The sequence below is a fragment of the Rubritalea squalenifaciens DSM 18772 genome, from assembly GCF_900141815.1.
Classification (GTDB): Bacteria; Verrucomicrobiota; Verrucomicrobiia; order Verrucomicrobiales; family Akkermansiaceae; genus Rubritalea; species Rubritalea squalenifaciens.
The window spans coordinates 1,057,314-1,080,536 of sequence record NZ_FQYR01000002.1; the positions used below are offsets into that span (position 1 = coordinate 1,057,314).

Annotated in this window: 19 protein-coding genes and 2 tRNA genes; 17 read left to right on the plus strand and 4 right to left on the minus strand. The window is 51.2% G+C overall.

The annotated features are described in order from the left end of the window. Nucleotides 1–227 precede the first annotated feature (227 nt). From BUB27_RS04910 to ileS, 15 genes are all read left to right on the plus strand, one after another. Nucleotides 228–302, plus strand: a tRNA-Thr gene (locus BUB27_RS04910). A gap of 59 nt (nucleotides 303–361) precedes the next feature. Continuing rightward, on the plus strand, nucleotides 362–1,546 hold the full coding sequence (gene tuf / locus BUB27_RS04915) for an elongation factor Tu (RefSeq protein WP_143158419.1): 1,185 nt from the start codon (nucleotides 362–364) through the stop codon (nucleotides 1,544–1,546). Nucleotides 1,547–1,671: 125 nt separating this feature from the next. Next, nucleotides 1,672–1,747: transfer RNA gene (locus BUB27_RS04920), tRNA-Trp, on the plus strand. A 23-nt stretch (nucleotides 1,748–1,770) separates the two neighbouring features. Further along, a complete protein-coding gene (locus BUB27_RS04925) occupies nucleotides 1,771–2,001 on the plus strand; it encodes a preprotein translocase subunit SecE (RefSeq protein WP_143158420.1) in 231 nt (76 codons plus the stop codon). 65 nt (nucleotides 2,002–2,066) lie between these two features. Continuing rightward, nucleotides 2,067–2,639 carry a transcription termination/antitermination protein NusG gene (nusG, locus tag BUB27_RS04930; RefSeq protein WP_143158421.1) on the plus strand — a complete coding sequence of 191 codons (573 nt, stop codon included), beginning with the start codon at nucleotides 2,067–2,069 and terminating at the stop codon, nucleotides 2,637–2,639. 82 nt (nucleotides 2,640–2,721) lie between these two features. Next, the gene (rplK, locus tag BUB27_RS04935) at nucleotides 2,722–3,150 is read left to right on the plus strand and encodes a 50S ribosomal protein L11 (RefSeq protein ID WP_143158422.1); all 429 of its coding nucleotides are present in this window, start codon (nucleotides 2,722–2,724) and stop codon (nucleotides 3,148–3,150) included. A gap of 173 nt (nucleotides 3,151–3,323) precedes the next feature. Next, nucleotides 3,324–4,025: a 50S ribosomal protein L1 gene (rplA, locus tag BUB27_RS04940; protein WP_143158423.1), complete on the plus strand. Its 702-nt coding sequence runs from the start codon at nucleotides 3,324–3,326 to the stop codon at nucleotides 4,023–4,025. A gap of 21 nt (nucleotides 4,026–4,046) precedes the next feature. Continuing rightward, on the plus strand, nucleotides 4,047–4,571 hold the full coding sequence (gene rplJ / locus BUB27_RS04945; RefSeq protein ID WP_143158424.1) for a 50S ribosomal protein L10: 525 nt from the start codon (nucleotides 4,047–4,049) through the stop codon (nucleotides 4,569–4,571). Nucleotides 4,572–4,713: 142 nt separating this feature from the next. Continuing rightward, entirely contained in the window at nucleotides 4,714–5,088 is a 375-nt protein-coding gene (gene rplL, locus BUB27_RS04950; RefSeq protein ID WP_143158425.1) for a 50S ribosomal protein L7/L12, read from the plus strand. A gap of 234 nt (nucleotides 5,089–5,322) precedes the next feature. Beyond that, the gene (gene rpoB, locus BUB27_RS04955) at nucleotides 5,323–9,213 is read left to right on the plus strand and encodes a DNA-directed RNA polymerase subunit beta (protein WP_143158426.1); all 3,891 of its coding nucleotides are present in this window, start codon (nucleotides 5,323–5,325) and stop codon (nucleotides 9,211–9,213) included. Between the two features lie 45 nt (nucleotides 9,214–9,258). After that, entirely contained in the window at nucleotides 9,259–13,416 is a 4,158-nt protein-coding gene (gene rpoC / locus BUB27_RS04960; protein ID WP_143158427.1) for a DNA-directed RNA polymerase subunit beta', read from the plus strand. A 312-nt stretch (nucleotides 13,417–13,728) separates the two neighbouring features. Next, the gene (locus BUB27_RS04965) at nucleotides 13,729–14,841 is read left to right on the plus strand and encodes an acyl-CoA desaturase (RefSeq protein WP_143158428.1); all 1,113 of its coding nucleotides are present in this window, start codon (nucleotides 13,729–13,731) and stop codon (nucleotides 14,839–14,841) included. Between the two features lie 185 nt (nucleotides 14,842–15,026). Continuing rightward, nucleotides 15,027–15,581 (plus strand): thioredoxin domain-containing protein, encoded by a 555-nt coding sequence (locus tag BUB27_RS04970; RefSeq protein WP_159434812.1) that lies wholly within the window; start codon nucleotides 15,027–15,029, stop codon nucleotides 15,579–15,581. 117 nt (nucleotides 15,582–15,698) lie between these two features. Further along, the gene (locus BUB27_RS04975; RefSeq protein ID WP_143158430.1) at nucleotides 15,699–16,388 is read left to right on the plus strand and encodes a thioredoxin family protein; all 690 of its coding nucleotides are present in this window, start codon (nucleotides 15,699–15,701) and stop codon (nucleotides 16,386–16,388) included. A gap of 161 nt (nucleotides 16,389–16,549) precedes the next feature. Continuing rightward, nucleotides 16,550–19,285 carry an isoleucine--tRNA ligase gene (ileS, locus tag BUB27_RS04980; RefSeq protein WP_234991663.1) on the plus strand — a complete coding sequence of 912 codons (2,736 nt, stop codon included), beginning with the start codon at nucleotides 16,550–16,552 and terminating at the stop codon, nucleotides 19,283–19,285. A gap of 53 nt (nucleotides 19,286–19,338) precedes the next feature. Here ileS and BUB27_RS18860 read toward each other — a convergent pair whose 3' ends face one another. The 4 genes from BUB27_RS18860 to BUB27_RS04995 form a co-directional block, all read right to left on the minus strand. Continuing rightward, nucleotides 19,339–19,476 (minus strand): hypothetical protein, encoded by a 138-nt coding sequence (locus BUB27_RS18860; protein WP_159434813.1) that lies wholly within the window; start codon nucleotides 19,474–19,476, stop codon nucleotides 19,339–19,341. Between the two features lie 12 nt (nucleotides 19,477–19,488). Beyond that, complete coding sequence (locus tag BUB27_RS04985) at nucleotides 19,489–20,496, minus strand: polyprenyl synthetase family protein (protein ID WP_143158432.1); 1,008 nt, start codon at nucleotides 20,494–20,496, stop codon at nucleotides 19,489–19,491. Between the two features lie 87 nt (nucleotides 20,497–20,583). Beyond that, the gene (locus BUB27_RS04990) at nucleotides 20,584–21,189 is read right to left on the minus strand and encodes a shikimate kinase (RefSeq protein WP_234991664.1); all 606 of its coding nucleotides are present in this window, start codon (nucleotides 21,187–21,189) and stop codon (nucleotides 20,584–20,586) included. A 6-nt stretch (nucleotides 21,190–21,195) separates the two neighbouring features. After that, a complete protein-coding gene (locus tag BUB27_RS04995; protein ID WP_143158433.1) occupies nucleotides 21,196–22,014 on the minus strand; it encodes a hypothetical protein in 819 nt (272 codons plus the stop codon). A 152-nt stretch (nucleotides 22,015–22,166) separates the two neighbouring features. On the opposite strand from BUB27_RS04995, the gene BUB27_RS05000 reads away from it, so the two are divergent. Next, nucleotides 22,167–22,676 carry a gamma carbonic anhydrase family protein gene (locus tag BUB27_RS05000; RefSeq protein ID WP_143158434.1) on the plus strand — a complete coding sequence of 170 codons (510 nt, stop codon included), beginning with the start codon at nucleotides 22,167–22,169 and terminating at the stop codon, nucleotides 22,674–22,676. A gap of 28 nt (nucleotides 22,677–22,704) precedes the next feature. Then, on the plus strand, nucleotides 22,705–23,157 hold the full coding sequence (locus BUB27_RS05005; protein ID WP_143158435.1) for a bifunctional nuclease family protein: 453 nt from the start codon (nucleotides 22,705–22,707) through the stop codon (nucleotides 23,155–23,157). The last annotated feature ends 66 nt before the right edge of the window (nucleotides 23,158–23,223 follow it).

A 23,223-nucleotide genomic window follows, 5' to 3' on the forward strand; every position in this document is an offset into this window, starting at 1 on the left:
TTGATATAGCGTGATTTGTGGTTCGGTTGAGAGTCGGTCGGGAGGCGTGCTCAATAAAAAATGCAGCCGAGGGTCAATTTTTTTTTGACAGTGGGGCCGCCTTTGCTAGTTTCCGCCCCGCCTTTCCTAGGTTCACTACCTCGGAAGCGCTGGCTTGGATCTTCTGAAAAGAAGTGGCAAGTGAGGGTTTCCAGAATCTATCAAAGGTTTCCATTCGGTGGATAAATGCTCTTGTAGCTCAGTGGTAGAGCGCGTCCTTGGTAAGGACGAGGTCGGCAGTTCAAATCTGCTCAAGAGCTCCATCTCCGATTTCCATCTTGCATCCAGCAAGACCCAATAAAAGCGCAACTAAATTAAAACAATGGCTAAAGAAGCATTCGAAAGAAACAAGCCACACGTTAACGTCGGTACAATCGGCCACGTTGACCACGGCAAGACTACTCTTACCGCAGCTATCACCAACACTCTCGCTGAGACCGGTGGTGCAGTAGCTAAGGCATACGACGAAATCGACGGTGCTCCAGAGGAGCGCGAGCGTGGTATCACAATCTCCACAGCTCACGTTGAGTACGAAACAGAGAAGCGTCACTACGCTCACGTTGACTGCCCAGGTCACGCTGACTACGTGAAGAACATGATTACTGGTGCTGCCCAGATGGACGGTGCTATCCTTGTTTGCTCCGCTGCTGATGGTCCTATGCCACAGACTCGTGAGCACATCCTTCTTGCTCGTCAGGTAGGTGTTCCAGCAATCGTAGTTTTCCTTAACAAGGTTGACCAGGTTGATGACGAAGAGCTTCTTGAGCTCGTTGAGATGGAAATCCGTGAACTCCTCTCCCAGTATGAGTTCCCTGGTGATGACATCCCAGTAGTTATGGGTTCTGCTCTCCTTGCTCTTCAGGGTGACGCAACTCACAAAGAAAACATTCTCAAGCTCATGGCAGCTGTTGACGAGTACGTCCCAGAGCCAGAGCGTCCAATCGATCAGCCGTTCCTCATGCCAGTTGAGGACGTCTTCTCTATCTCCGGTCGTGGTACTGTTCTTACAGGCCGTATCGAGCGTGGTATCATCAAGAAGATGGAAGAGGTTGAAATCGTTGGTATTCGTGACACACAGAAGACCACAATCACTGACATCGAGATGTTCCGTAAGCTTCTCGACGAAGGTCGTGCAGGTGAGAACGTAGGTCTCCTTGTTCGTGGTCTTAAGAAGGAAGACGTAGAGCGTGGCCAGGTTATTGTTAAGCCAGGTACCGTTACTCCTCACGCCAAGTTCAAGGCTGAGATCTACTGTCTCTCCAAGGAAGAAGGTGGTCGTCACACACCATTCTTCTCCAACTACCGTCCACAGTTCTACTTCCGTACCACAGACGTTACAGGTTCCATCAAGCTTCCAGACGGAGTTGAAATGGTTATGCCTGGTGACAACGTTGAAATGGAAGTTGAGCTCATCACCAAGATCGCTATGGAGAAGCGTATGCGCTTCGCGATCCGTGAAGGTGGTCGTACAGTAGGTGCTGGCCGTGTTGCCGACATCCTCGACTAATTAATTTTAACGCGCTGGGTTTCAGTGTATATCGCTGAAAGCTGGATTTATTGGGGGTGCTTCTGATGAATCAATGTCAGAAGTGCCCCTCAATCGCCTTAAAATTTTCAAATTTCGAAAGATAAAGGGGTATAGCTCAATTGGTAGAGTAGCGGTCTCCAAAACCGTTGGTTCAGAGTTCGAGTCTCTGTGCCCCTGCCACCTTTCACTTTTCTAAACAAAGCATGTTCGAGAAAATCACAACATTCATCGGCGAAGTTAAAAGTGAGCTTCGCAAAGCTACCTGGCCGTGGGATCCAGATCCAAAGGCGCGTGGTTTCAAGAAATACAAGGAGCTTGTAGATTCTACTGTGGTGGTTCTCATTGCAATTACGCTCCTAGCCGGGTTTGTTGCTGTGTCCGACGTGCTTCTCATGAATGCAATCCAGTTGATCTCAAAGTTCTTCGCGGGTTAAATTCCTCAGGGTGGCTGACGCTGTGCGACAGTTGACCCGTAATTTTCAAATATTTTCCAATACCGATGCCAACCATTCCTCCAGCAAAAAACCAGTGGTATGTAGTTCACGTCCTTTCCGGTCAGGAACAGCGTGTACGTGATCGCATTCTGCGCCAGGTTGAGGCCGAGGAGATGGGCAACAAGATCTTTGAGGTTCTTGTTCCTACCGAAATGGTTTCAGAGGTGCGCCGTGGTAAGAAGACAGAAACTAAGCGTAAGTTTTACCCGGGCTACATCATTGTAAACATGGATCTTCTGACTGAAGACAATCGTCTCGTCGAAGATACCTGGTACTTCATCAAGGAGATGGATGGTGTGATTGGGTTTGCTGGTACCAAGGACAGACCGATTCCAATGCGTCAGCGTGAAGTTGATGGCATGCTTGCTCAGATCCGTGAGCGCGAGGAAAATGTCCGCCCAGCTGTAGCTTTCGAAGTTGGTGACACTGTATTGGTTGCTGACGGTCCATTCCAGAGCCAGAATGGCGTGGTAGAGGAGATTGATGCTGAGCGCGGCAAGTTGCGCGTCTCTGTAACGATCTTCGGTCGCGCAACTCCGGTTGAACTCGAATTTTGGCAGGTCGAACAAGGCGAGTAAGTCCTGCATCTCCAGCAGAGCAGGGGGGGTCCCTGTCTGCCAAACACATCGCACAAATTAACAAACTAACCTATAGCAAACCATGGCTAAGGAAATCAAACAAGTTCTCAAGCTCCAGATCCAAGCTGGACAGGCAAACCCGTCTCCACCGGTTGGTCCTGCACTTGGTCAGGCTGGTGTGAACATCATGCAGTTCTGTAAGGACTTCAATGCCGCGACTCAGAAGCAGGCAGGCGATCTTCTTCCTACAGTAATCACCGTCTACAAAGATGCTTCTTTCACCTTCATCACCAAGCAGCCACCAGCGGCAGTTCTTCTTAAGAAGGTTGCTAAGATTGCTTCTGGTTCCGGTGAGCCAAACAAGAAGAAAGTGGCTACTATCACCAAAGATCAGATCATGGAAGTTGTGAACCAGAAGATGCCTGACCTTAACGCGAACGATCCTGAGGCAGCTGCCAAGATCATCGCTGGTACAGCACGTCAGATGGGTCTCAACGTCGAAGGGATGTAATTCCTTTGGGTTGATCGACCTTGAAGATTTTAACATTTTAGCACGGAATGTGCTTGACAAAGGGGGCTCCATAAGCGAGTCCCCTTTCCCGCCTCTGTATAAAAACGCAGAGGAAATATTAACGCAGGAGGGTGTAGAAGTGGCCCGTATGCACTGCAAAACTAACTAATACAATGGCTAAACGTAGTAAACGTTATCAGAAAGCCGCTGAGCTGGTGGATCGCACCAAGGCTTACGGCATCGAAGAGGCTGTCGGAACTATCAAGAAGTTTCCTGGCATCAAGTTTGACCCAACCGTCACACTTTCTTTCGCTCTTGGGGTAGACCCACGTAAGAGTGATCAGATGGTGCGTGGTTCTGTAGCTCTCCCGCACGGTACAGGTAAGGATGTTAAGGTAGTCGTATTCGCGACTGGTGATGCAGCTAAGGCTGCTGAAGCTGCTGGTGCTGACAAAGTAGGTCTTGCTGACCTCATCAAGGAAGTTCAGGGCGGATTCACCGATTTCGACGCAGCAATTGCTACTCCAGACGCAATGGCTGAAGTTCGTAAGATCGCTCGTGTACTCGGTCCACGCGGTCTCATGCCGAACCCTAAGACTGGCACTGTAACAGACGACACCGCCAAAGCTGTTCAAGCTGTTAAGGCAGGTCGTATCGACTACAAGGTAGACAAGAGCGGTAACGTATCCGCTGCTATCGGTAAAGCTTCCTTCGATGAGACAAAGATCATCGAAAACGCCAAGGCTCTTGTTGAGAGCGTGGTGAAAGCCAAGCCAGCTTCTGCTAAAGGAAACTACATCAAGAGTGCTACTATTGCAGCTTCCATGAGCCCAGGCGTTAAGCTTGATTCAACTGTATACGGCGCTAACGCATAATTTTAAAGAAAGGAACGACTCATGAATCCTGATAAAAAGATCATCATCGACGAACTTTTCGAGCGTGTAAACGCATCTCCTTTCGTCATCGTTGTCGACTATGCTGGTACCACAGTGCCTCAGTTTGCTACACTCCGCGACAAGCTCCGCGAAGGTGGTTCTGAGTGCCACGTTGCCAAAAATACCTACATGCGTGCAGCACTCAACAGTGCTGGACTTCCTGACATCAGCTCCGAGCTCGTCGGTCAAACAGCTTTCATCACTGGTGAGAGCGATGTTTGCGCCGCAGCCCGTTCTGTTAAGGAGTTCGCCAAGGATGCTGGCAAGGATGACGTATTCAAGTGCGGTATCCTCGACGGTGAAGTCCTCGACGTAACGAAACTGAAGACACTTGCAGACCTTCCGTCTCGCGAAGTTCTCCTCGCTCAACTCCTCGGAGTTATCAAGGAGCCAGCGACACAGATCGCTCGTGTACTCAACGAGAAAATCAAGAAAGACGGCGGAGAAGGTGTTTCCGCTCCAGCAGAAGAAGCTGCTGCCGAATAAACAATCTGAACAGATGGCCGCTTAGGGTAACTTCTGCGGCCTGATAACCAACCTTGGTTCCTCGTCGGGCCTTCGGTCTGAAGAACTGAAATGTCCCGGATGCTCCGGGCGCGACGAAACCTACAAAACAACATATAATAAAATGGCTGATCTAGCAAAAATTGCTGAAGAACTTGGTAAGCTTACAATCATCGAAGCTGCTGAACTCGTTAAGAACCTTGAAGAAGAGTGGGGTGTATCCGCTGCTGCTGCTGTTGCAGTTGCTGGTCCTGCTGCTGGTGGCGGTGACGCTGCTGAAGAGAAGACTGAATTCGACGTTGTCCTCGCTGAAGCAGGTGGCAACAAGATTGCTGTCATTAAGGCTGTCCGCGGCGTAGTTAGCGGTCTCGGTCTTGCTGAAGCTAAGAAGCTCGTTGAAAGCGCTCCAGTTGCCCTCGTTGAAGGTGTTGACAAAGACGCTGCAGACGCTGCCAAGACGGCTCTCGAAGAAGCCGGCGCCAAGGTCGAAATCAAGTAATTTCGAAACCTTTCTGAAGAGGTGGCTCCGCGAAAATGCGGGGTCACCTTTTTGCGCCTCATCGATTAGATCCCAGATTTTCGGAGAAATTCGGAAGTTTGGGGTCTGATCAAACCTCAGGGTAAGGGACGCCATACCCAAGGTCTGATTAGAAAATAACAGGATCCTAACCAAGCTCGCCCGGGCCGGCAACGGCATCGGGTTTAACCGCCTAATAAACATAAGAATTCTACCATGGCCGAAAGACGCTACTTCGGAACTATTGAGGAAGTGATTGAACCACCAAACCTCATTGAAGTTCAATCCAAGTCCTATGAAGATTTCCTTCAGAAAGATGTGCCTGCTAGCCAGCGCATTGAGACCGGCTTGCAAGCCGTACTGATGGAAGTTTTCCCCATCAAAAGCTATGACGAGACAATTGAGCTCGACTTCATTTCCTACGACATTGAAGACCCCAAGGCGACTGCTTTGGAATCCCTCCAGACCGGAGAGAGCTTCAGTGCTGCTCTCTACGTCACTTTCAAGCTGAAGGATGAGACTGGTACCAAGAAGGAGCGTGTATACATGGGTGAACTTCCTATGATGACCCGCCGTGGTACTTTCGTAATCAACGGTGCTGAGCGTGTAATCGTTTCTCAGCTTCACCGTTCCCCTGGTATCTGCTTCGAGAAGTCACTCCACCTCAATGGTAAGGAACTATTCAGCTTCCGCATCATTCCTGACCGTGGCTCCTGGCTCGAAACTCAGTTCGATACCAACGACCTGCTTTACGTCTATCTTGATCGCCGTCGCCGCAGAAGAAAGTTCCTTGCGACTACTTTCCTCCGTGCCCTTGGTTACCCAAGCAACCGCGATCTCGTTTCCAATTTCTACGACATTGAAACCCTTAAGCTCAAGGACAGCATGGATGAGGAGGAGCTTTCCTCCAAAGTTCCATTCGAAGACGTCCTCGACGGTGAGGTTGTTGTTGCCAAGCAGTATGAGCCACTCACCATCGGTGTTGTGCGCCAGCTCATCGCTCTTGGCTACAAGTCACTCGACGTAGTTGATTCTCGTCAGGATGAGATCCTTCTCAAGACACTGAAGAAAGATCCTTCTCACGACGAAGAGTCTGCTCTCAAAGATATCTACAAGAAGCTCCGCCCAGGAGATCCTCCGACAGCCGCAAACGCACGTGCACTTCTCAAGCGTCTCTTCTTCGACGCCAAGAAGTACGACCTGACTCGCGTTGGCCGTTACAAGATCAACCAGAAGCTCGGCATCAAAGTCGACGGTGGTGAGCGTACCATGGTGGGTGAAGACTTCCTCCACGCTACCAAGTACCTTCTCAAACTGAAGAAGGGTGACGGTGTTCTTGATGACATCGACCACCTTGGTTCACGCCGCGTGCGTGCTGTTGGTGAACTTCTCGCCAACCAGTGCCGTGTCGGTCTTGCCCGTACTGAGCGTCTTGTTAAGGAGCGTATGACCCTTTTCGATGTAAACATCGAGGGTATGACTCCACAGAAGCTGATCAACCCGAAGGCTCTCTCCGCCGTTGTGCGTGACTTCTTCGGCCGTTCTCAGCTCTCCCAGTTCATGGACCAGACTAACCCGCTTGCCGAGCTTACTCACAAGCGCCGTCTGTCCGCTCTTGGTCCAGGTGGTTTGAACCGTGACCGTGCCGGCTTCGAGGTGCGAGACGTTCACCCATCTCACTATGGCCGTATCTGCCCGATTGAGACTCCTGAAGGTCCAAACATTGGTCTGATCAACTCCATGTGTACTTATGCTCGTATCAACGAGTTTGGTTTCATCGAGACACCATACCGCAAGGTGGTGAACTCCAAGGTGACTAATGAGATCGAGTACATTACTGCTGACCAAGAAGAAAACTTCCTGATCGCCCAGGCGAACAACCCAATCGACAAGGGTGGAAACTTCCTCAATGAGCGTGTTACTGCCCGTGAGCGTGGTGGTGAGTTCATCGAGGTGGATCCAGCGACTGTCGACTACATGGACGTTTCTCCTAAGCAGCTCGTATCTGTAGCTGCTGGTCTGATTCCATTCCTCGAGCACGATGATGCGAACCGCGCTCTGATGGGATCAAACATGCAACGCCAGGGTGTACCTCTCCTCGTTTCCGAGGCTCCGTTCGTAGGTACAGGTCTTGAGGCCAAGTCCGCTCAGGACTCCCGCGCAGTGGTCGTTTCCGAGTCTGAAGGCATCGTGGCAGCCTCCACTGGTGAGGTGATCATCGTATCCAAGGATGGTGAGCTTCCAGTACCTGATGAGGCATTCCTCTCTGACAACTTCTGTGTAAAGAGTGACCTCGAGAAGGGCATCTATGTTTACCCACTTCGTAAGTTCATGCGCTCCAACGCGGGCACCTGCATGAACCAGAAGCCTATCGTCAAGCGTGGCGACAAGGTGAAGATTGGTTCTGTCCTCGCTGATGGTCCAAACACCGAAGGTGGTGAGCTCGCTCTTGGCCGTAACGTTCTCGTAGCGTTCATGCCATGGAACGGTTATAACTTCGAGGATGCTATCGTGATCTCTGAGCGTGTGGTTAAGGAAGACGTTTACACTTCCATCCACATCTCTGAATACGAGTGTGCTGCTCGTGACACCAAGCTCGGACCAGAAGAAATCACTCGCGATATTCCGAACGTTGGTGAAGAGGCTCTTAAGAACCTCGACCACGATGGTATCGTACGTATCGGTGCTGAGGTGAAGCCTGGCGACATCCTTGTCGGTAAGATCACTCCTAAGTCCGAAACTGAGCTTGCTCCAGAAGAGCGCCTCCTTCGTGCGATCTTCGGTGAGAAGGCTGCTGACGTTAAGGATACCTCACTCCGCGTGCCATCCGGTACAGTCGGTATCGTGCAGGACATCCGTATCTCTACCCACGGTGTTGCCCGTCGTAAGAGCGGTGACGTCGATCCGGCTGAGATGAAGAAGCAACTCAAGAAGATCAACGACGACTACAAGAAGAAGAAAGATGCTCTCACTGACCAGCTCACTGAGAAGCTTTCCGACATCCTTCTTGGCGAGAAGATCCCACTCGACGTAGTGAACGCTCAGTCCGGTGAGATCATCATCCCTGCGAACCGTAAGATCACGAAGACTCTTCTTCGCAAGCTTGCAGCGATCCACGATCACATCGAGATCGATCCATCCCCGATCCGTAACAAGATCCTTGAGATCATCTCCAGCTTCGAGAGCCGCTTCCAGGAGCTCGATACTGACCGTGAGCGCCGTCTTGACCAGATGGAGTCCGGTGATGAGATTGATCCAGGCGTGATCAAGGAAGTTAAGGTCTATGTTGCCAAGAAGCGTAAACTTTCCGTTGGTGATAAGATGGCTGGTCGTCACGGTAACAAGGGTGTTGTAGCGACTATCGTTCCAGAAGAGGATATGCCATTCCTTGATGACGGTACTCCAGTAGATATCTGCTTGAACCCACTCGGCGTGCCTTCACGTATGAACGTGGGACAGGTTCTCGAGACTCACCTTGGTGTTGCTGCCAAGGCTCTCGGATTCACTGTGGCTACTCCGATTTTCGATGGTATTCCTGAATCGAAGATCTGGGAGTTCATGTCCGAAGCCAAGAAAGTCGACGGCTACACATGGGTCGGTGACGGTAAGGACGGCTCCACAGGAGGTAAGTCTACACTCTATGACGGCCGCACAGGTGAAGCTTTCCACCAGCCGGTGGTGGTAGGTTATATCTACATGCTGAAGCTCGGTCACTTGGTGGCTGATAAGATCCACGCCCGTGCCGTTGGTCCATACTCTCTCGTCACCCAGCAGCCGCTCGGTGGTAAGGCTCAGTACGGTGGTCAGCGATTCGGTGAGATGGAGGTCTGGGCCCTTGAGGCCTACGGTGCCGCCTACACACTGCAGGAGATGCTCACTGTGAAGTCCGACGATGTTCAGGGCCGTACACGCATCTACGAAGCGATCGTGAAAGGTGACAACAACCTGGAGGCTGGTACTCCGGAGTCCTTCAACGTTCTTATCAAGGAAATGCAGTCCCTCGGTCTCGACGTACGTCCAGGCAAGGGCCTCGCTCCACAAGACGACGAAATTCCAGGTGTGACTGGTGGTTCGGATGACTTCTCACTCGACGACCTCACCCTTTAATCAACACGAACCCGCAACTAATTAAAACATTACTAACCGAACATTATGAGTGTTGAAACAAATCTTCGCGAGCTCTTCGGAGTAGATGAAAAGCCAGATTCTTTCGATCACGTAGCCATTACGGTTGCTAATCCGGATACAATCCGTGGCTGGTCCAAGGGTGAAGTTAAGAACCCTGAAACAATCAACTACCGTACTTTCAAGCCTGAGAAGGGCGGTCTCTTCTGTGAGCGCATCTTCGGTCCTACACGTGACTGGGAGTGTGCTTGTGGTAAGTACAAGCGTATCAAACACAAGGGTGTCGTCTGTGACCGATGCGGTGTGGAGGTAACTCTCTCCCGTGTACGTCGTGAGCGTATGGGGCACATCGAACTGGCAGTACCAGTGACACACATCTGGTTCTACAAGTGCATGCCATCCCGTATCGGCCTCATGCTCGACATGAGTGCACGTCACCTTGAGCGCGTGATCTACTACGAAGACTTCATCGTAACAGATCCTGGCCAAAGCCCACTTGAGCGCGGTCAGCTCCTTACAGAGACAGAACTTCGTGACGCTGAAGAAGACTACGGTGAGGAAACATTCCGCGCAGGTATGGGTGCAGAGGCTCTTCAGGATCTTCTCTCCCAGGTGAATCTTGCTGAGCTCGTTAAGCAGCTCCAGGAGGAAATGGAGAATACACGCTCCAAGCAGACCATGAAGAAGCTGGCCAAGCGCCTCAAGCTTGCTCAAGGTTTCGCTTCCTCCAAGACTCGCCCAGAGTGGATGATCATGAACGTACTTCCAGTGATTCCACCGGACCTTCGTCCGCTGGTTCCACTCGAAGGTGGCCGCTTCGCGACATCAGATCTGAACGACCTCTACCGTCGTGTGATCAACCGTAATAACCGTTTGATGAACCTTCTGCAGCTCAAGACTCCAGAAGTGATTATCCGAAATGAGAAGCGCATGCTGCAGGAAGCTGTGGACGCCCTCTTCGACAACGGTCGTCACGGTCGTGCAGTGACAGGTGCCGGTAACCGCGCACTTAAGTCTCTCTCCGACATGCTCAAAGGTAAGGGCGGACGTTTCCGTCAGAACCTTCTTGGTAAGCGTGTGGACTACTCCGGTCGTTCCGTGATCGTGGTTGGTCCTGAGCTTAAGCTAGGTCAGTGTGGTCTTCCTAAGAAGATGGCTCTTACCTTGTTCGAGCCATTCATCATTCGCCGCCTCAAGGAGCTTGGCTACTGCCACACTGTGCGTTCTGCCAAGAAGATGATCGACCGCAAGACCACCGAGGTCTGGGACATCCTTGCTGAAGTTACCAAGGGACACCCGGTTCTCCTGAACCGCGCCCCGACTCTTCACAGACTCTCCATCCAGGCATTCGAGCCTGTGCTGATTGAGGGTTCCGCTATCCGTGTACACCCACTCGTATGTACAGCTTATAACGCTGACTTCGATGGTGACCAGATGGCTGTGCACGTGCCACTTTCCGTGGAAGCTCAGATGGAAGCGCGCCAGCTCATGCTTGCGCCAAACAACATCTTCTCACCTTCCTCCGGTAAGCCGATCACCACTCCTTCCCAGGATATCATTCTTGGTAACTACTACCTCACTTACAGCCGTACCCGTACAGCTACTGAGATCGAGGCAGACAAGGAGAAGCACTTCCCGCTGTTCGAGAACACCACTGAGGTGGAGTTCGCCATCGCTTCACGTAAGCTCAAGTATCACGACATCATCCGTCTCCGTAACCCAGACCTCGATAAGAAGACTGTCTACGGTAACAAAGAGTCCAAGATCATCGAAACCACACCAGGTCGTGTGCGTTTCAACGAGATCTGGCCTGAAGGTGTTGGCTTCATCAACTTCAATGTTGGTAAGAAGCAGATCGGTGACGTTATCTGGCGTTGCTACCAGGTTGCTGGTAAGTCCGCTACTGTGGATGCACTGGACAAGCTGAAGTCCCTTGGTTTCACCGAGGCTACACGCTCCGGTACATCCATTGGTCTGGTTGACATGGTTATTCCAGAAGAGAAGCCAGCTGAGTTGAAGAACGCATACGCGGAAATCGACAAGGTTGAGAAGCTCTACCGTGACGGTGTTATCACCAACAACGAACGCTACCAGAAGGTGGTGGATATCTGGACACACGCTACAGATAACATCGCTAACGCTCTCTACCGTAAGCTTGAGCACAACGATGGTAGCAAGATGGCCAACCCACTCTTCATGATGGTTGACTCCGGTGCTCGTGGTAACAAGGCACAGATTAAGCAGCTTTCCGGTATGCGCGGTCTTATGGCCAAGCCATCCGGTGAGATTATCGAACGCCCGATTACCTCTAACTTCCGTGAGGGTCTCTCCGTACTGGAATACTTCATTTCCACACACGGTGCGCGTAAGGGGCTTGCTGATACCGCGCTTAAGACTGCGGACTCCGGTTACATGACTCGTAAGCTGGTGGACGTATCTCAGGATGTGATCATCACTCAACACGACTGTGATACTGTCAATGGTATCACTGTGCAGCCGATCTACGACGGTGAGGAAGAAGTAGCTTCACTCTCCATGCGCATCTACGGCCGTACTTCCTGTGAAGAGGTCAGAGATCCAGTTTCAGGTGACATTATCATCAAGGTGAACGACATCGTTTCTGAAGAGCAGGCACAACGCGTCGAGAACATCGGCCGTCAGCAGCTCAAGATCCGTTCCGTTCTTACCTGTGAATCCGAGCGTGGTTGCTGTGCTCGATGCTATGGTCTCAACCTCGCTACCGGTAAGATCGGTCAGCACGGTGAAGCTGTAGGTATCATCGCTGCCCAGTCCATTGGTGAGCCTGGTACACAGCTTACCATGCGTACCTTCCACGTGGGTGGTGTTGCTACATCATCCTTCAAACAGCCAATCATCAAGGCGAAGAACTCCGGTAAGGTTGTCTACAAGGACCTCCGCACCGTACAGGACGCTGATGGTAACTGGGTTGTTCTGAACAAGAACGGTTCTATCTCCATCCAGGACAAGAACGGTCTCGAAGTGGAAGATCACAACGTGGTCATCGGTTCCGTGATTTCCGTCAAGGATGGTGAATCTGTGAAGAAGGGAGCTACCTTCGTAACTTGGGATCCATACAACGTGCCAATTCTTACCGAAAAAGGTGGTAAGGTTGAGTTCCGAGACATGATCGCTGGCATCACCATGGCCAACGAGACTGACAAGGAAACAGGCAAGAAGGGTATGGTTGTTACCGAGCACAAGGAAGACCTTCACCCACAGGTTGTCATCGTTAGCGAAGATACAGGCGAAGTTCTGGCTTCATACTCCATTCCAGTTGGCGCTCACCTTTCCGTCAAGGAAGGTCAGGTCGTCGGTGGCGGTACTCAGCTCGCAAGAACTCCACGTAAAGTGGCCAAGACCAAGGATATTACCGGTGGTCTTCCACGTATTGCCGAGCTCTTCGAAGCACGTAAGCCAAAGGATGCTTGCACCATCGCCAAGATCGACGGTGTTGTCTCCTTCGGTGGTAACGTCCGCGGTAAGAAGAAGGTTATCGTGACTAACCCAGAAAGCGGTGATTCTGCGGATCATCTCGTGCCTATGGGTAAACACGTGATCGTTGCCGAAGGTGACCCAATCAAGGCAGGTGAGCAGATCACTGAAGGTCCAGTATCTCCAGAAGATCTCCTCGAAGCTTGTGGCGCCCAGGTTCTTCAAGAGCACCTCGTGAACGAAGTTCAGGAAGTTTACCGAGTCCAGGGTGTAGAAATTAACGATAAGCACATCGAGATCATCATCCGTCAGATGCTCCGCAAGGTGAAGATCACCGAGCCGGGCGATACTGAATTCCTCTGGGGCGACCAGGTTGATCGCAGTGCCTTCAATGCTGCGAACAAGACTGTCGTGGCTCAGGGCGGTATGCCTGCTGAAGGTGAGGCTGTTCTTCTCGGTATCACCAAGGCTTCCCTTGAGACTGACTCCTTTATCTCCGCTGCTTCCTTCCAGGACACCACTCGTGTTCTTACCGAGGCAGCTACCCTTGGCCGCGTAGATATGCTCCAAGGCTTCAAGGAGAACGTGATCATGGGTCACCTCATCCCGGCTGGTACCGGCTTCCCGAAACACAAGGAGACTCGTTTCGAGTTCACTGTGGAGGAGCCAGAGCCGATCGTTGAAGAGGTCTCTGAGGTTGAAGCAGCATCTGGTGATGCTGAATCCGCCTAGTCGACAAGCTTACATCACTGATTGATTATCAACCTGCTCTTGCTGACGCGAGAGCAGGTTTTTTCATGCCTAGGCTCAAATTGTGCGTCTGTTATCTGGGGAACGGTAAAAAAATGTGATTTGATTAAAAATGACGCAGGGGGGATAATGCTAGAAATTGCAAGGCTTGGCGCAGTATGACTGTGCATATTTATCAATAGAACTATTGATGAACGGTTATTTTATTGGCTATTTGGTCAATATCGGGTTACGTCCCCTTCGCAATTTCAGGAATAAACATTCCTGTATCATGATTTTTAACGAACTAATAAGATGTTCAACAATTTCCCATTTCACCGAGTTAACTGGAAGACCAGTATTTTCCTGATCCTCACCTTCATTGTCGCTGTCGTAGCGACACCAATCTACATCTATCATTATGGACTGGATTGGTTCCAAGTAGGTATGTTCTTCTTCTACACTGTGGCCACCATCATGAGTATTACGCTCGGCTATCACAGATTGTTCTCTCACCTTGCTTTTAAGGCTAAGTGGCCTGTGCGTCTGGCTACCTTGCTCTTTGGTGCCGCAGCATTTGAGAATTCCTGCCTCAGCTGGGCATCAGATCACCGTCATCACCACAAGCACACTGATCACGAAGGTGACCCTTATGATATTTCCCGTGGCTTCTTCTACGCCCACATTGGCTGGTTGCTCTTCAAGCTGGATCCAATGCCTCTGATGAATAACGTGGGTGACCTTCGTAAGGACAAAATGGTCATGTGGCAGCACAAGTGGGTACACCTCATCGGCGCTGTTGTAGGTCTCGTGGTTCCAACACTCCTTGGTTACTGGTACAAAGGTGCTGAAGGTGCACTTGGCGCGTTTCTTTTGGCTGGTATCCTGCGTATCGTCGTAGTTCAGCACTGCACCTTCTTCATCAATTCCCTTTGCCACACCATTGGTAGCCGCCCATACAACTCCGGAAACTCCGCTCGTGACTCCGCGATCATGGCCTTCTTCACCTGTGGTGAGGGTTATCACAACTATCACCATGCATTCCAGCATGACTACCGTAACGGTGTGAAGCCTTGGCAGTTTGATCCTACCAAGTGGATGATCTGGTTCCTCTCTAAGCTTGGTCTCGCATCCAACCTTCGCCGCGTGCCTCAGGAGAAGATTCTTCTCGCTGAAATGCGTGAAGCTCAGAGACTTCTTGAGCAGCAGAGAATGGGTGTCATCAAGCGTGAAGAGTCTTGTCCTCTTCGTCAGCGCGCAGAAGAAGCTCTTGAAGGTTTCTCGGCTACTCTGACAAATTGCTGTAGTCAGCTTGAAGAGGCTGTTGCTAATAAAGTGACTCTCTCCAAGGCCGCTATGGTTAAAATCCAGTCAGAAATTAGACAGGTCTCCAGAAAGCTTGGTAAATTCAAACCTTCATTTAGCTAAGGATCTGTGAATTATAAAGATCACTAAAATGAAGTTTTATTCATAAAAGTGATAATTTTATTTGCCTAGTCGGTTGTCTTTTGGTAAACAACCGTCCGATGAATTCCCCATTCCTATTGATACCTCTGAGCGCGATGTTCGCGTGCGGATTGGTGTCGTGCAAATCAGTTAAGAGACTGATAGGCATGGGTGATAGTAGTGAGAAGGTTCTAACGGAAGAGAGGAGGAAAGGCTTAAATTACGTTAAGCTGAGTACTCCTGATGAGGTAGACCGCTGGAAGCAAGAGCCGAACGTTTTGGTTCTCACTGATTATTTTGACGAAGGTTCCAAGGAGTGCGTGGAAAGCGCCAAGTACTTGGATTCACTGGCTACTAAGTATGGAGACAAGGTAGCCATCCTTAGAATTAATGTATCTGATTCTCCGGCACTCAAGAAGTATGCACGTTCCCGGGGGATCAACCGATTCCCTTCGATGGAGATGCACTTGAATGGGAGAAAGATGGACAAGGTTCTTGGTAGTCTCAATTATGATGCCTTGGAGAACATTGTCTCGGGCTATGTGGAAAAGATACCGGAAAGCATTGTTGTCCGGGATGATTTCAAAAAACCGATTGTGGTTGCTAAGCAGAAAGGCGAGTTGCCACCAGGTGTTGAGAGAGTGAAAATTCCATCGAATGCGCCCGATTTGAGTGATCGCCTGCCCAACAAGGTGCTGAATAGGTCTTCTGATGCCAACTGAGGCTTAACTTTTTAAGCAAGTGTAGCTTATTGGTGTATAAAATGTAGATCACAGATTTCGTTTTTTTAATCCAGCATTGGCCTTGAGGCTAGAGGCGGTACAAAGATAAATAGAATTATGCATTTAGCGAAAAACCTGATACTGGCATTCTCGTTGTCTGCCTTGATGACGTCATGCGATAAGGTGAAGACCATAGTGGACGAGGTGACTGGCAATGATAAGCCTAAGGAGCGAGTAGTCGGGCGTAGCCACATTGTTTCATCTGGTAGAGAGACTTTGGATAAGTGGAAAGCAGAGCCCAATGTTTTCGTAGTCGTAGATTTCTACAGTGACACTTGTGAGCCATGCAGGGTCCTTGAGGCAAGTTTGAAAGAGATGGCCTCCAAGTATGGGGATAAATCGGTTATTCTCAAAGTGAATATAGACCGTAACAGTGCCTTGGCGGATGAGTACGGGGTGAGTGGCACTCCAGATGTACGGTGCTATTTGAACGGTGAAGAGGTTGATAAATTTGTAGGTACGAAGCCTGATGATCAACTCGACAAAATCTTTGCCAAGCACACCAAGGAGATCGATGATGATCTTCCTATCCTAGAGCGAGAGGTCGAGACAGAGCCTTCCGGGCCGATCACCGTGCAGCGCGAAAAGGGTTATCTCCCTCCTGGTGTTGAAAGAGCCAAAATTCCCAAGGATATGAAGGGGCAGATGCAAATCTCTTCTCCTGGTAAAAAAGGATCAACGGAGCCGAAGCCGATTATTGATCTAGGGCCAGCTCCTCAGGAGGATGAGCCTGAGAAATCTGAGTAATCTCAGCTGGCTGTCATTACTTTTAAATTCATTTTCGTCTCTCTCCGAGTTACTTGCGCCGGAGTGAGGCGTTTTTCTTGTCACTCTTTAAGGCAAAGAGCGATTGACCCCTTGGCAATCAGTGTCTAGCGTCCGCCCACTTCAGTTTTAATTTCATGAGCATGGACGCCGAGAATTATAAAGACACACTGAGCCTGCCGCAGACGGATTTCCCGATGCGTGGAGACTTGGTCAAGCGCGAGCCGAAAAGGCTGCAGCAGTGGGAATCTCAAGGCCTGTACCAGCGAATTCAGCAGCGCCGTAAGGAGCAAAACGCTCCGCGCTACATCCTTCATGACGGCCCTCCATTTGCCAACGGCGATGTACACATGGGCACAGCACTCAATAAGTTGCTGAAGGATCTCGTGCTGAAATCCAAGACGATGGCGGGTTTCGAGACGCCCTACATTCCTGGTTGGGACTGCCACGGTCTTCCAATTGAGTTCAAGGTGGTTCAGGCTGCCCGCGATCTAGAGCCAGCTGAGATCCGCCGCCGTTGTGTGGATTTCGCCAGCAAGTGGATTGATACCCAGAAGGCTTCTTTCCGTCGTCTCGGGGTGTTTGGGGATTGGGATAATCCGTATCTCACCCTCGACCCTGCCTATGAGGCAGACATCGTTCGAACCTTTGCAGCCCTGATCGACAAGAAGGCAGTATATCAGAGCAAGAAGCCGGTGCAATGGTCCTACGGGGCGCAGACAGCCCTAGCTGAAGCCGAAGTGGAGTACATGGAGAAGAAGTCTCCGTCTCTCTATGTAGAGTTCCCTCTGGTCAGTGACAAGTTCGGTGAGAATGTGTCCATGGTGATCTGGACGACCACCCCATGGACGCTTCCCGCGAACCTCGGTATCGCCGTGCACCCGCTCTTCACTTACATCGTTGGGCGCTTCGAGAAAGCGACGGATGATGGTGTGATCACCAAGAATCTCGTCGTGGTCAAAGAGCTTATTGAGACCATCAAGGAGAAGACCGGTTTCGAACTCAAAGAGACTCTCAAGGAAGTAAAGGGTGAGGAATTTGAAGGGCTTGAGGCTCAGCATCCATTCCTGGATCGCACGTCCAAGCTGATCTTGGCAAACTTTGTGACCACCGATACGGGTTCTGGTGCGGTACACATCGCTCCAGGCCATGGTGCTGATGACTACGTGGCTGGTCAGCAGAATGGACTCGGCGTTCTTTCTCCAGTGGATGACGAGGGCAAATACACTGAAGAAGTGGGAATGTCTGAATTCGTCGGCCAGCATGTTTTTGACTGCAATGTCCCGATCATCAAGATTCTCGCCGGTAAAGGCTTTTTGCTAGGCAAGGAGACTTACAAGCACAGCTATCCACACTGCTGGAGATCCAAGACTCCGATCATTTTCCGTGCAGTCGAACAGTTCTTCATTTCCCTGGATGGTCTTCGTGAAAAGGCTCTTGAAGAAATCGACAAGGTCAACTGGCTGCCAAAGTGGGGTCGTAACCGTATCTATGGTACCGTAGAAGCCCGCCCAGACTGGTGTGTATCTCGCCAGCGTACTTGGGGGGTTCCCGTTCCAGTGTTCTTCGATGATAAGGGTGAAGCTGTGATCGACTCTGAGTTGGCGCGCAAGATTGCTGACCTCATTGAAGCGGAAGGTTCCAATATCTGGTTCGAGCTGAATGATGAGCAGCTTTGCGAGCGTCTTGGCCTTCCAGCGGGCTATAAGAAGTGCCGTGACACTCTCGACGTCTGGATTGATTCCGGTTCCAGCCATGTGGCTGTCATGGAGCGTCGCCCAGAGTTGAGTGTCCCAGCGGACCTTTACCTTGAGGCTACTGACCAGCACCGCGGTTGGTTCCAGTCATCCCTCATGCTTTCCGTGGGCGTTCGTGATGCAGCTCCCTACAAGTCTGTCCTCACTCACGGTTTCGTAGTGGACAAGGACAAGAAGGGTAAGCTCTCAAAGTCCGAGGCTGAGAAGAGCGGTAAGCCGATCGATGCTGCCCACTACTATAACAAGTATGGGGCTGATATCGTGCGTCTCTGGGTATCCTCCGTGGACTGGCAGACTGAAGTGCCGTTCGGTGAGGACCTATTCAAGGATATCGCTGAGCCATATCGCCGTCTGCGTAATACACTGCGAATCCTCTTGGGTAACCTGGATGGTTTCAATGCTGAGACTGACCGTGTGGCCAAGGCTGACATGCCTCTGCTCGATCAATGGGTCATTGAAAAGCTACACACGGTCATCAAGGACTGCCGTGCTGCTTATGAAGCATTCGAATTCCGCAAGGTCTTCACCGTGATAAACCAGTTCTGTGCAAGTGACCTTTCCGCAGTCTACGTGGATGTGACCAAGGATAGAATGTATTGTGATGGTCAGGATAGCCTGCGCCGCCGTTCAACTCAGACGGTCATGCATGATGTCTTTACGGCTCTTGCCAAGCTTCTTGCCCCGATTCTTGCCTTCACAGCTGACGAAGCTTGGGAGCACGCAGGATTTGAAGGTTCCGTGCACGAACAGGATTTCCCTGAGGCGACTCCAGAAACCGCTCCTGGCGTAGCCAGCGAGAAGGTGAAGGAATTGCTTGAGATCCGTGGCGTGATCCAGACTGCCATCGAAGAGAAGGTGCAGTCCAAGGCCTTCAATAAGAACAACGAGGCTTCCGTGGTTCTCACCGTGACCGACAAGGTCACTTGTCTGGATGAGCTCAACAATCGGGAGTTTGCCACTGAGTTCTTCATCTTGGCTGATCTCAAGGTGGAGCAGGGAGCTGAACTGAAGGCTGAAGCCTCTGCTACTGAGCACTGCATGTGTCCACGTTGCCGCCGTTATGAGCCGCTCCTCAGCAGTGGTCTCTGTGAGCGCTGCGACTCAGTCGTGGCGACGGTCTAATCAGAGTGATTGGTTTAATGAAGAAAGCCGCTGGGGAATCCCAGCGGCTTTTTTCATTTCTTGAGAAAGGATCTGGCGAAAAAGAAGGTTCCCAGTACCCAGAAGAGAACGGCAATCAGTAGTCCGGGTAGCCCGAAATAGGACGAGGCAAATCCCAGCGCGAGTAAGATCAGGCCGATCAGGCGATACATGGTGAATAGGGCTTACTTGCGGCACTTATTAAGAAGGCCGTCCAGATAGTGAGTGATTTCAATGAGCCCTTTACGGTATTTGCTATCTTCAAGGCAATCGAGATTGGTGCGGGCGTCTACAAGCATTGTAGAGGCTGTATCGAGAGCCTGTTCGATCGCTCCCTCGTAGTCAGCTATGCCGACCAAGACTTCAAGATCGAGCGGTTGTTGCTCGATAATGCGCTTGTTGAGCTTGGAGCGCTTCTCTTCAGAGGCTGACTCCAGCAGGTTGAGCATTGGGAGGGTGAGTTTACCTTTTTCCAGGTCGGTACGGAGCGTCTTGCCGACGTTATCTTCCGCGCCAACGAGATCGAGACAGTCGTCATAGATCTGGTAAGCGGTGCCGAGCTTGAGCCCGTAGTCGTAAAGTTTCTGTTCTACCTCTTCATCTGCTCCGGAAATTGAGGCAGAAATGCCAGCGGCAGCGGCAAAGAGGGCGCCAGTCTTCATGGCGATGATATGGAAGTAGTCTTCCTTGGTCAGCGTGAGGTCGAAGCGGCGCTGGGTCTGCATGACTTCTCCTTCACAGACTTCGCGGGAGGCCTTGCCCACCTTGCGGCAGATATCAATAGAGCCAAACTCTGTGGCGAGCAGGAGGGAGTGGGAGAAGAGGGCGTCTCCAAGCAAGACGGCCATTCCATTGCCCCATTTGGCGTTGGCGGTTGGCACCTTGCGGCGTGTCGTGGCGCCGTCGATGATGTCATCGTGCACCAAGGTAGCCATGTGGATGAGTTCCAGAATGACGCCGATCTTGAGGTTGTCGTCTGAAATCTCGCCTACGGCTCCACCTGCAAGAATTGCCAAAGCCGGGCGGATACGCTTGCCGCTGGTATTACAGATGTAGTCGATATACGGCTCTACATTAGGGTCGAATGCACGAACCTGATCGCGGATTTGTGCTTCAACCTTATTGATTTCCTTGCGGACGAGTTCGAATGGAATACGCCCCTGAGAATCGGAAAATGGTTTCAGTAGTGCCATGAATATAGATGCTGGGTAATGTGTAATGCCAGTAGCTGCTCTAATGTGAGCCTGTAACGGTTCAGATGCAACCGTAAACAGATGATGTCAAGACTGTGCGAAAAAGTATCTTGCGCTCTCGAGGATTCCGTGGGCGGTTTCTTCGATATCCAGGTTGGAGGTCCGGATGCGCAGGTGGCAGACCTCTTCGTAGACTGGATTGCGTTTTTCCAGGAGTTCTTCGATGGTTTTTCTAGGGTTGTCCGTCTGGAGAAGGGGGCGGTTGGAATTGCGCGAGGTACGGTTGAGGATGGTGTCGACATCCGCCTGCAGCCAGACGACGTAGCCGAGCTGCCTGATCAGAGGGCGGTTTTCTTCACGCATGGGCAGTCCGCCGCCTGTAGCGATAATATGATGGGAGATTCCTTCTTCGCACAGTGACTGGATGAGTTTAGTCTCGGTTGTGCGGAAGTAATCCTCACCCTTGGTGGAGAAGATCTCCGGGATGGTGAGCCCTTCCTGTTCCTCGATCTTGTGGTCGGTATCCACGATGGGGTAGCCGAGCAGTTTGCCAAGCTCGCGGCCAACGGTTGATTTTCCCGAACCCATGAAGCCTATCAGGACAATATTCCTGGCAGGTACGGATTCGCTTGATTCTGATTGCATGGCAGCAGTGTAGCTGGTGATGCGGAGATGACCAGCCTCCAGAGTCATGAGATGTCAGCAGAGGCGTATCATATCACGCACGTATTGCTTCCAGAGGTAGAATAGACCCCGCATGGAATAGCGGAAGTGGCCGTCGCCAGTGAGGCTAATGATTCCTTTCTGGAGGTTGTGGTCGATCTGCTTGCGCATGTCATCCTCGACCTCCTGCTCGGTGTGATCCGGGTCTGGCATCATCAGGTCAGAGATCGCCAAACCTGTCGCGATGATAAAATCGTGATGTGAAGTAAGAAGCTGCTCAAAGGAGCAGATCTTGCAGCCGACATTGTTCCAGATGACCTCAGGGCTGGATTTTAAGGTCTGGGAAAAGGGGTAGTTTGAGGTGCGGTAGATGTTCCCGTCCTTGTCTCTGGAAGTCAGGGTCAGGAAGGAGAAAGAGATGTTCGATTGCTTGCAGAGGCAGAGAGCGGCCACGGTGCGCTCTTCCGGGTGCCAGAAGAAGCGGTAGAACTGTGTAGAACTTCCCCAGTCCCAGCCAGCGTCTGTGGTGTGGTCGAAGCCAGCATGCTCCAGCGTGTGAAGAGTCTCTTCAGCTTCCGGGAAATGCTGGCAGCTGGGCGGATGGCGGTGAGAGAGGCGGTTATTCAATGGGAGTCTGAGCTTGCGTACGCGAGTGAGAAGCTCAAGCCAGGGAAGTAGGAACCAGACTAGGATGCCTAATGCCGCAATCCAGTAGCTGTCTGAGATAAAGTAAAATGCGACCCCTGAAGTGAAGAGGTAAACTAGGGCTCCCAATTTTCTGAATAATGGCTTCCTGCATGATCTCAGCGCTAGGCCGATGAGGAAAATGCCAATCACAGTGAGGGTTTCTCGCATAATAGATCAATCGTAGGTCTGGTGGGTGCGGGGGAGAGGTTACACTTAGCTTTGGCACGAATCTGGCTAAGTGCAAGGGAAGGATTGTACATGTTTACGTCAAAGGTGGACTTTCTCGTTGAGCGAGCCATGGGCTGCGTTAGACTAAGGGCATGGCAATTGAGTCTTTTGACGGGCATCTACCACAAATTCACCAGAGTGTTTATGTGGCTGACAGTGCAGATATTATTGGGCGTGTACGCCTGGAGGAGGAGTCCAGTGTTTGGTACAATGCAACCTTGCGCGGCGATATTAATGAAATCGTGATCGGGCCTCGGTCCAATGTGCAGGACAATGCCGTGATTCATTTGTCAGACGACTACGGTAGCTATATCGGCGAATATGTGACCGTCGGTCACAGTGCGATTGTCCATGCGGCTACGGTGAAGGACGAAGTGCTCGTCGGCATGGCGTCCTGCATCATGGATGGGGCTGTGATCGGGGAGAGAAGCATTATCGGAGCGGGAGCGCTGGTGACTGGTGGTATGGTTGTTCCTCCAGGTTCATTGGTCTTGGGTAGTCCTGCCAAAGTGGTCAAAACCTTGGACATCAAAGATCAGCAGGGCATCAAGCATTGGGCTGAAAAGTATGTCAAAAATTCCAAGAAGTATCTTTCTCGCTGAACCACACAAACTTTGTTAGTATCTACCCATGAGTGAATCCTTGGTCAAAGTAGAGCCAGTCGCCTTGTTGCCGACCCAGGCAGGATGCGCGGTCTTTCTAGGCGATGGGAAGAAGTCGATCGTCTTCTACATCGAGCCGGGAATTGGTGCCTCTATCAATGCGGTGCTCTCTGGCGCAGTGCCGCCCCGGCCGCTGACACACGATTTGTTCTGCCAGACCTTGGAGGCCTTTGGTGCAGAGGTGAAACGGATGCTCATCGTCCAGGTTGAAGGAGATGTCTTTTATGCAAGACTCTTTCTGGAAGCTCAGAATGAAATCATGGAGCGCAAGATCGTCGAGCTCGATGCTCGCCCCAGTGACTGCATTGCTCTCGCAGTACGTTCCAAAGCGCCGATGTATGTCCTGAAAGAAGTCTGGGACCAGCTGGACGACATGAGCGAAGTGCTCGAAAAAATGCGCAAGGAAGGCGATTCCTGGTAGGAACCCTTGATGATGTGACTCTCTAAATAAGTGCTACTAGGCCCACCCTGAATTGTACTGAAATCT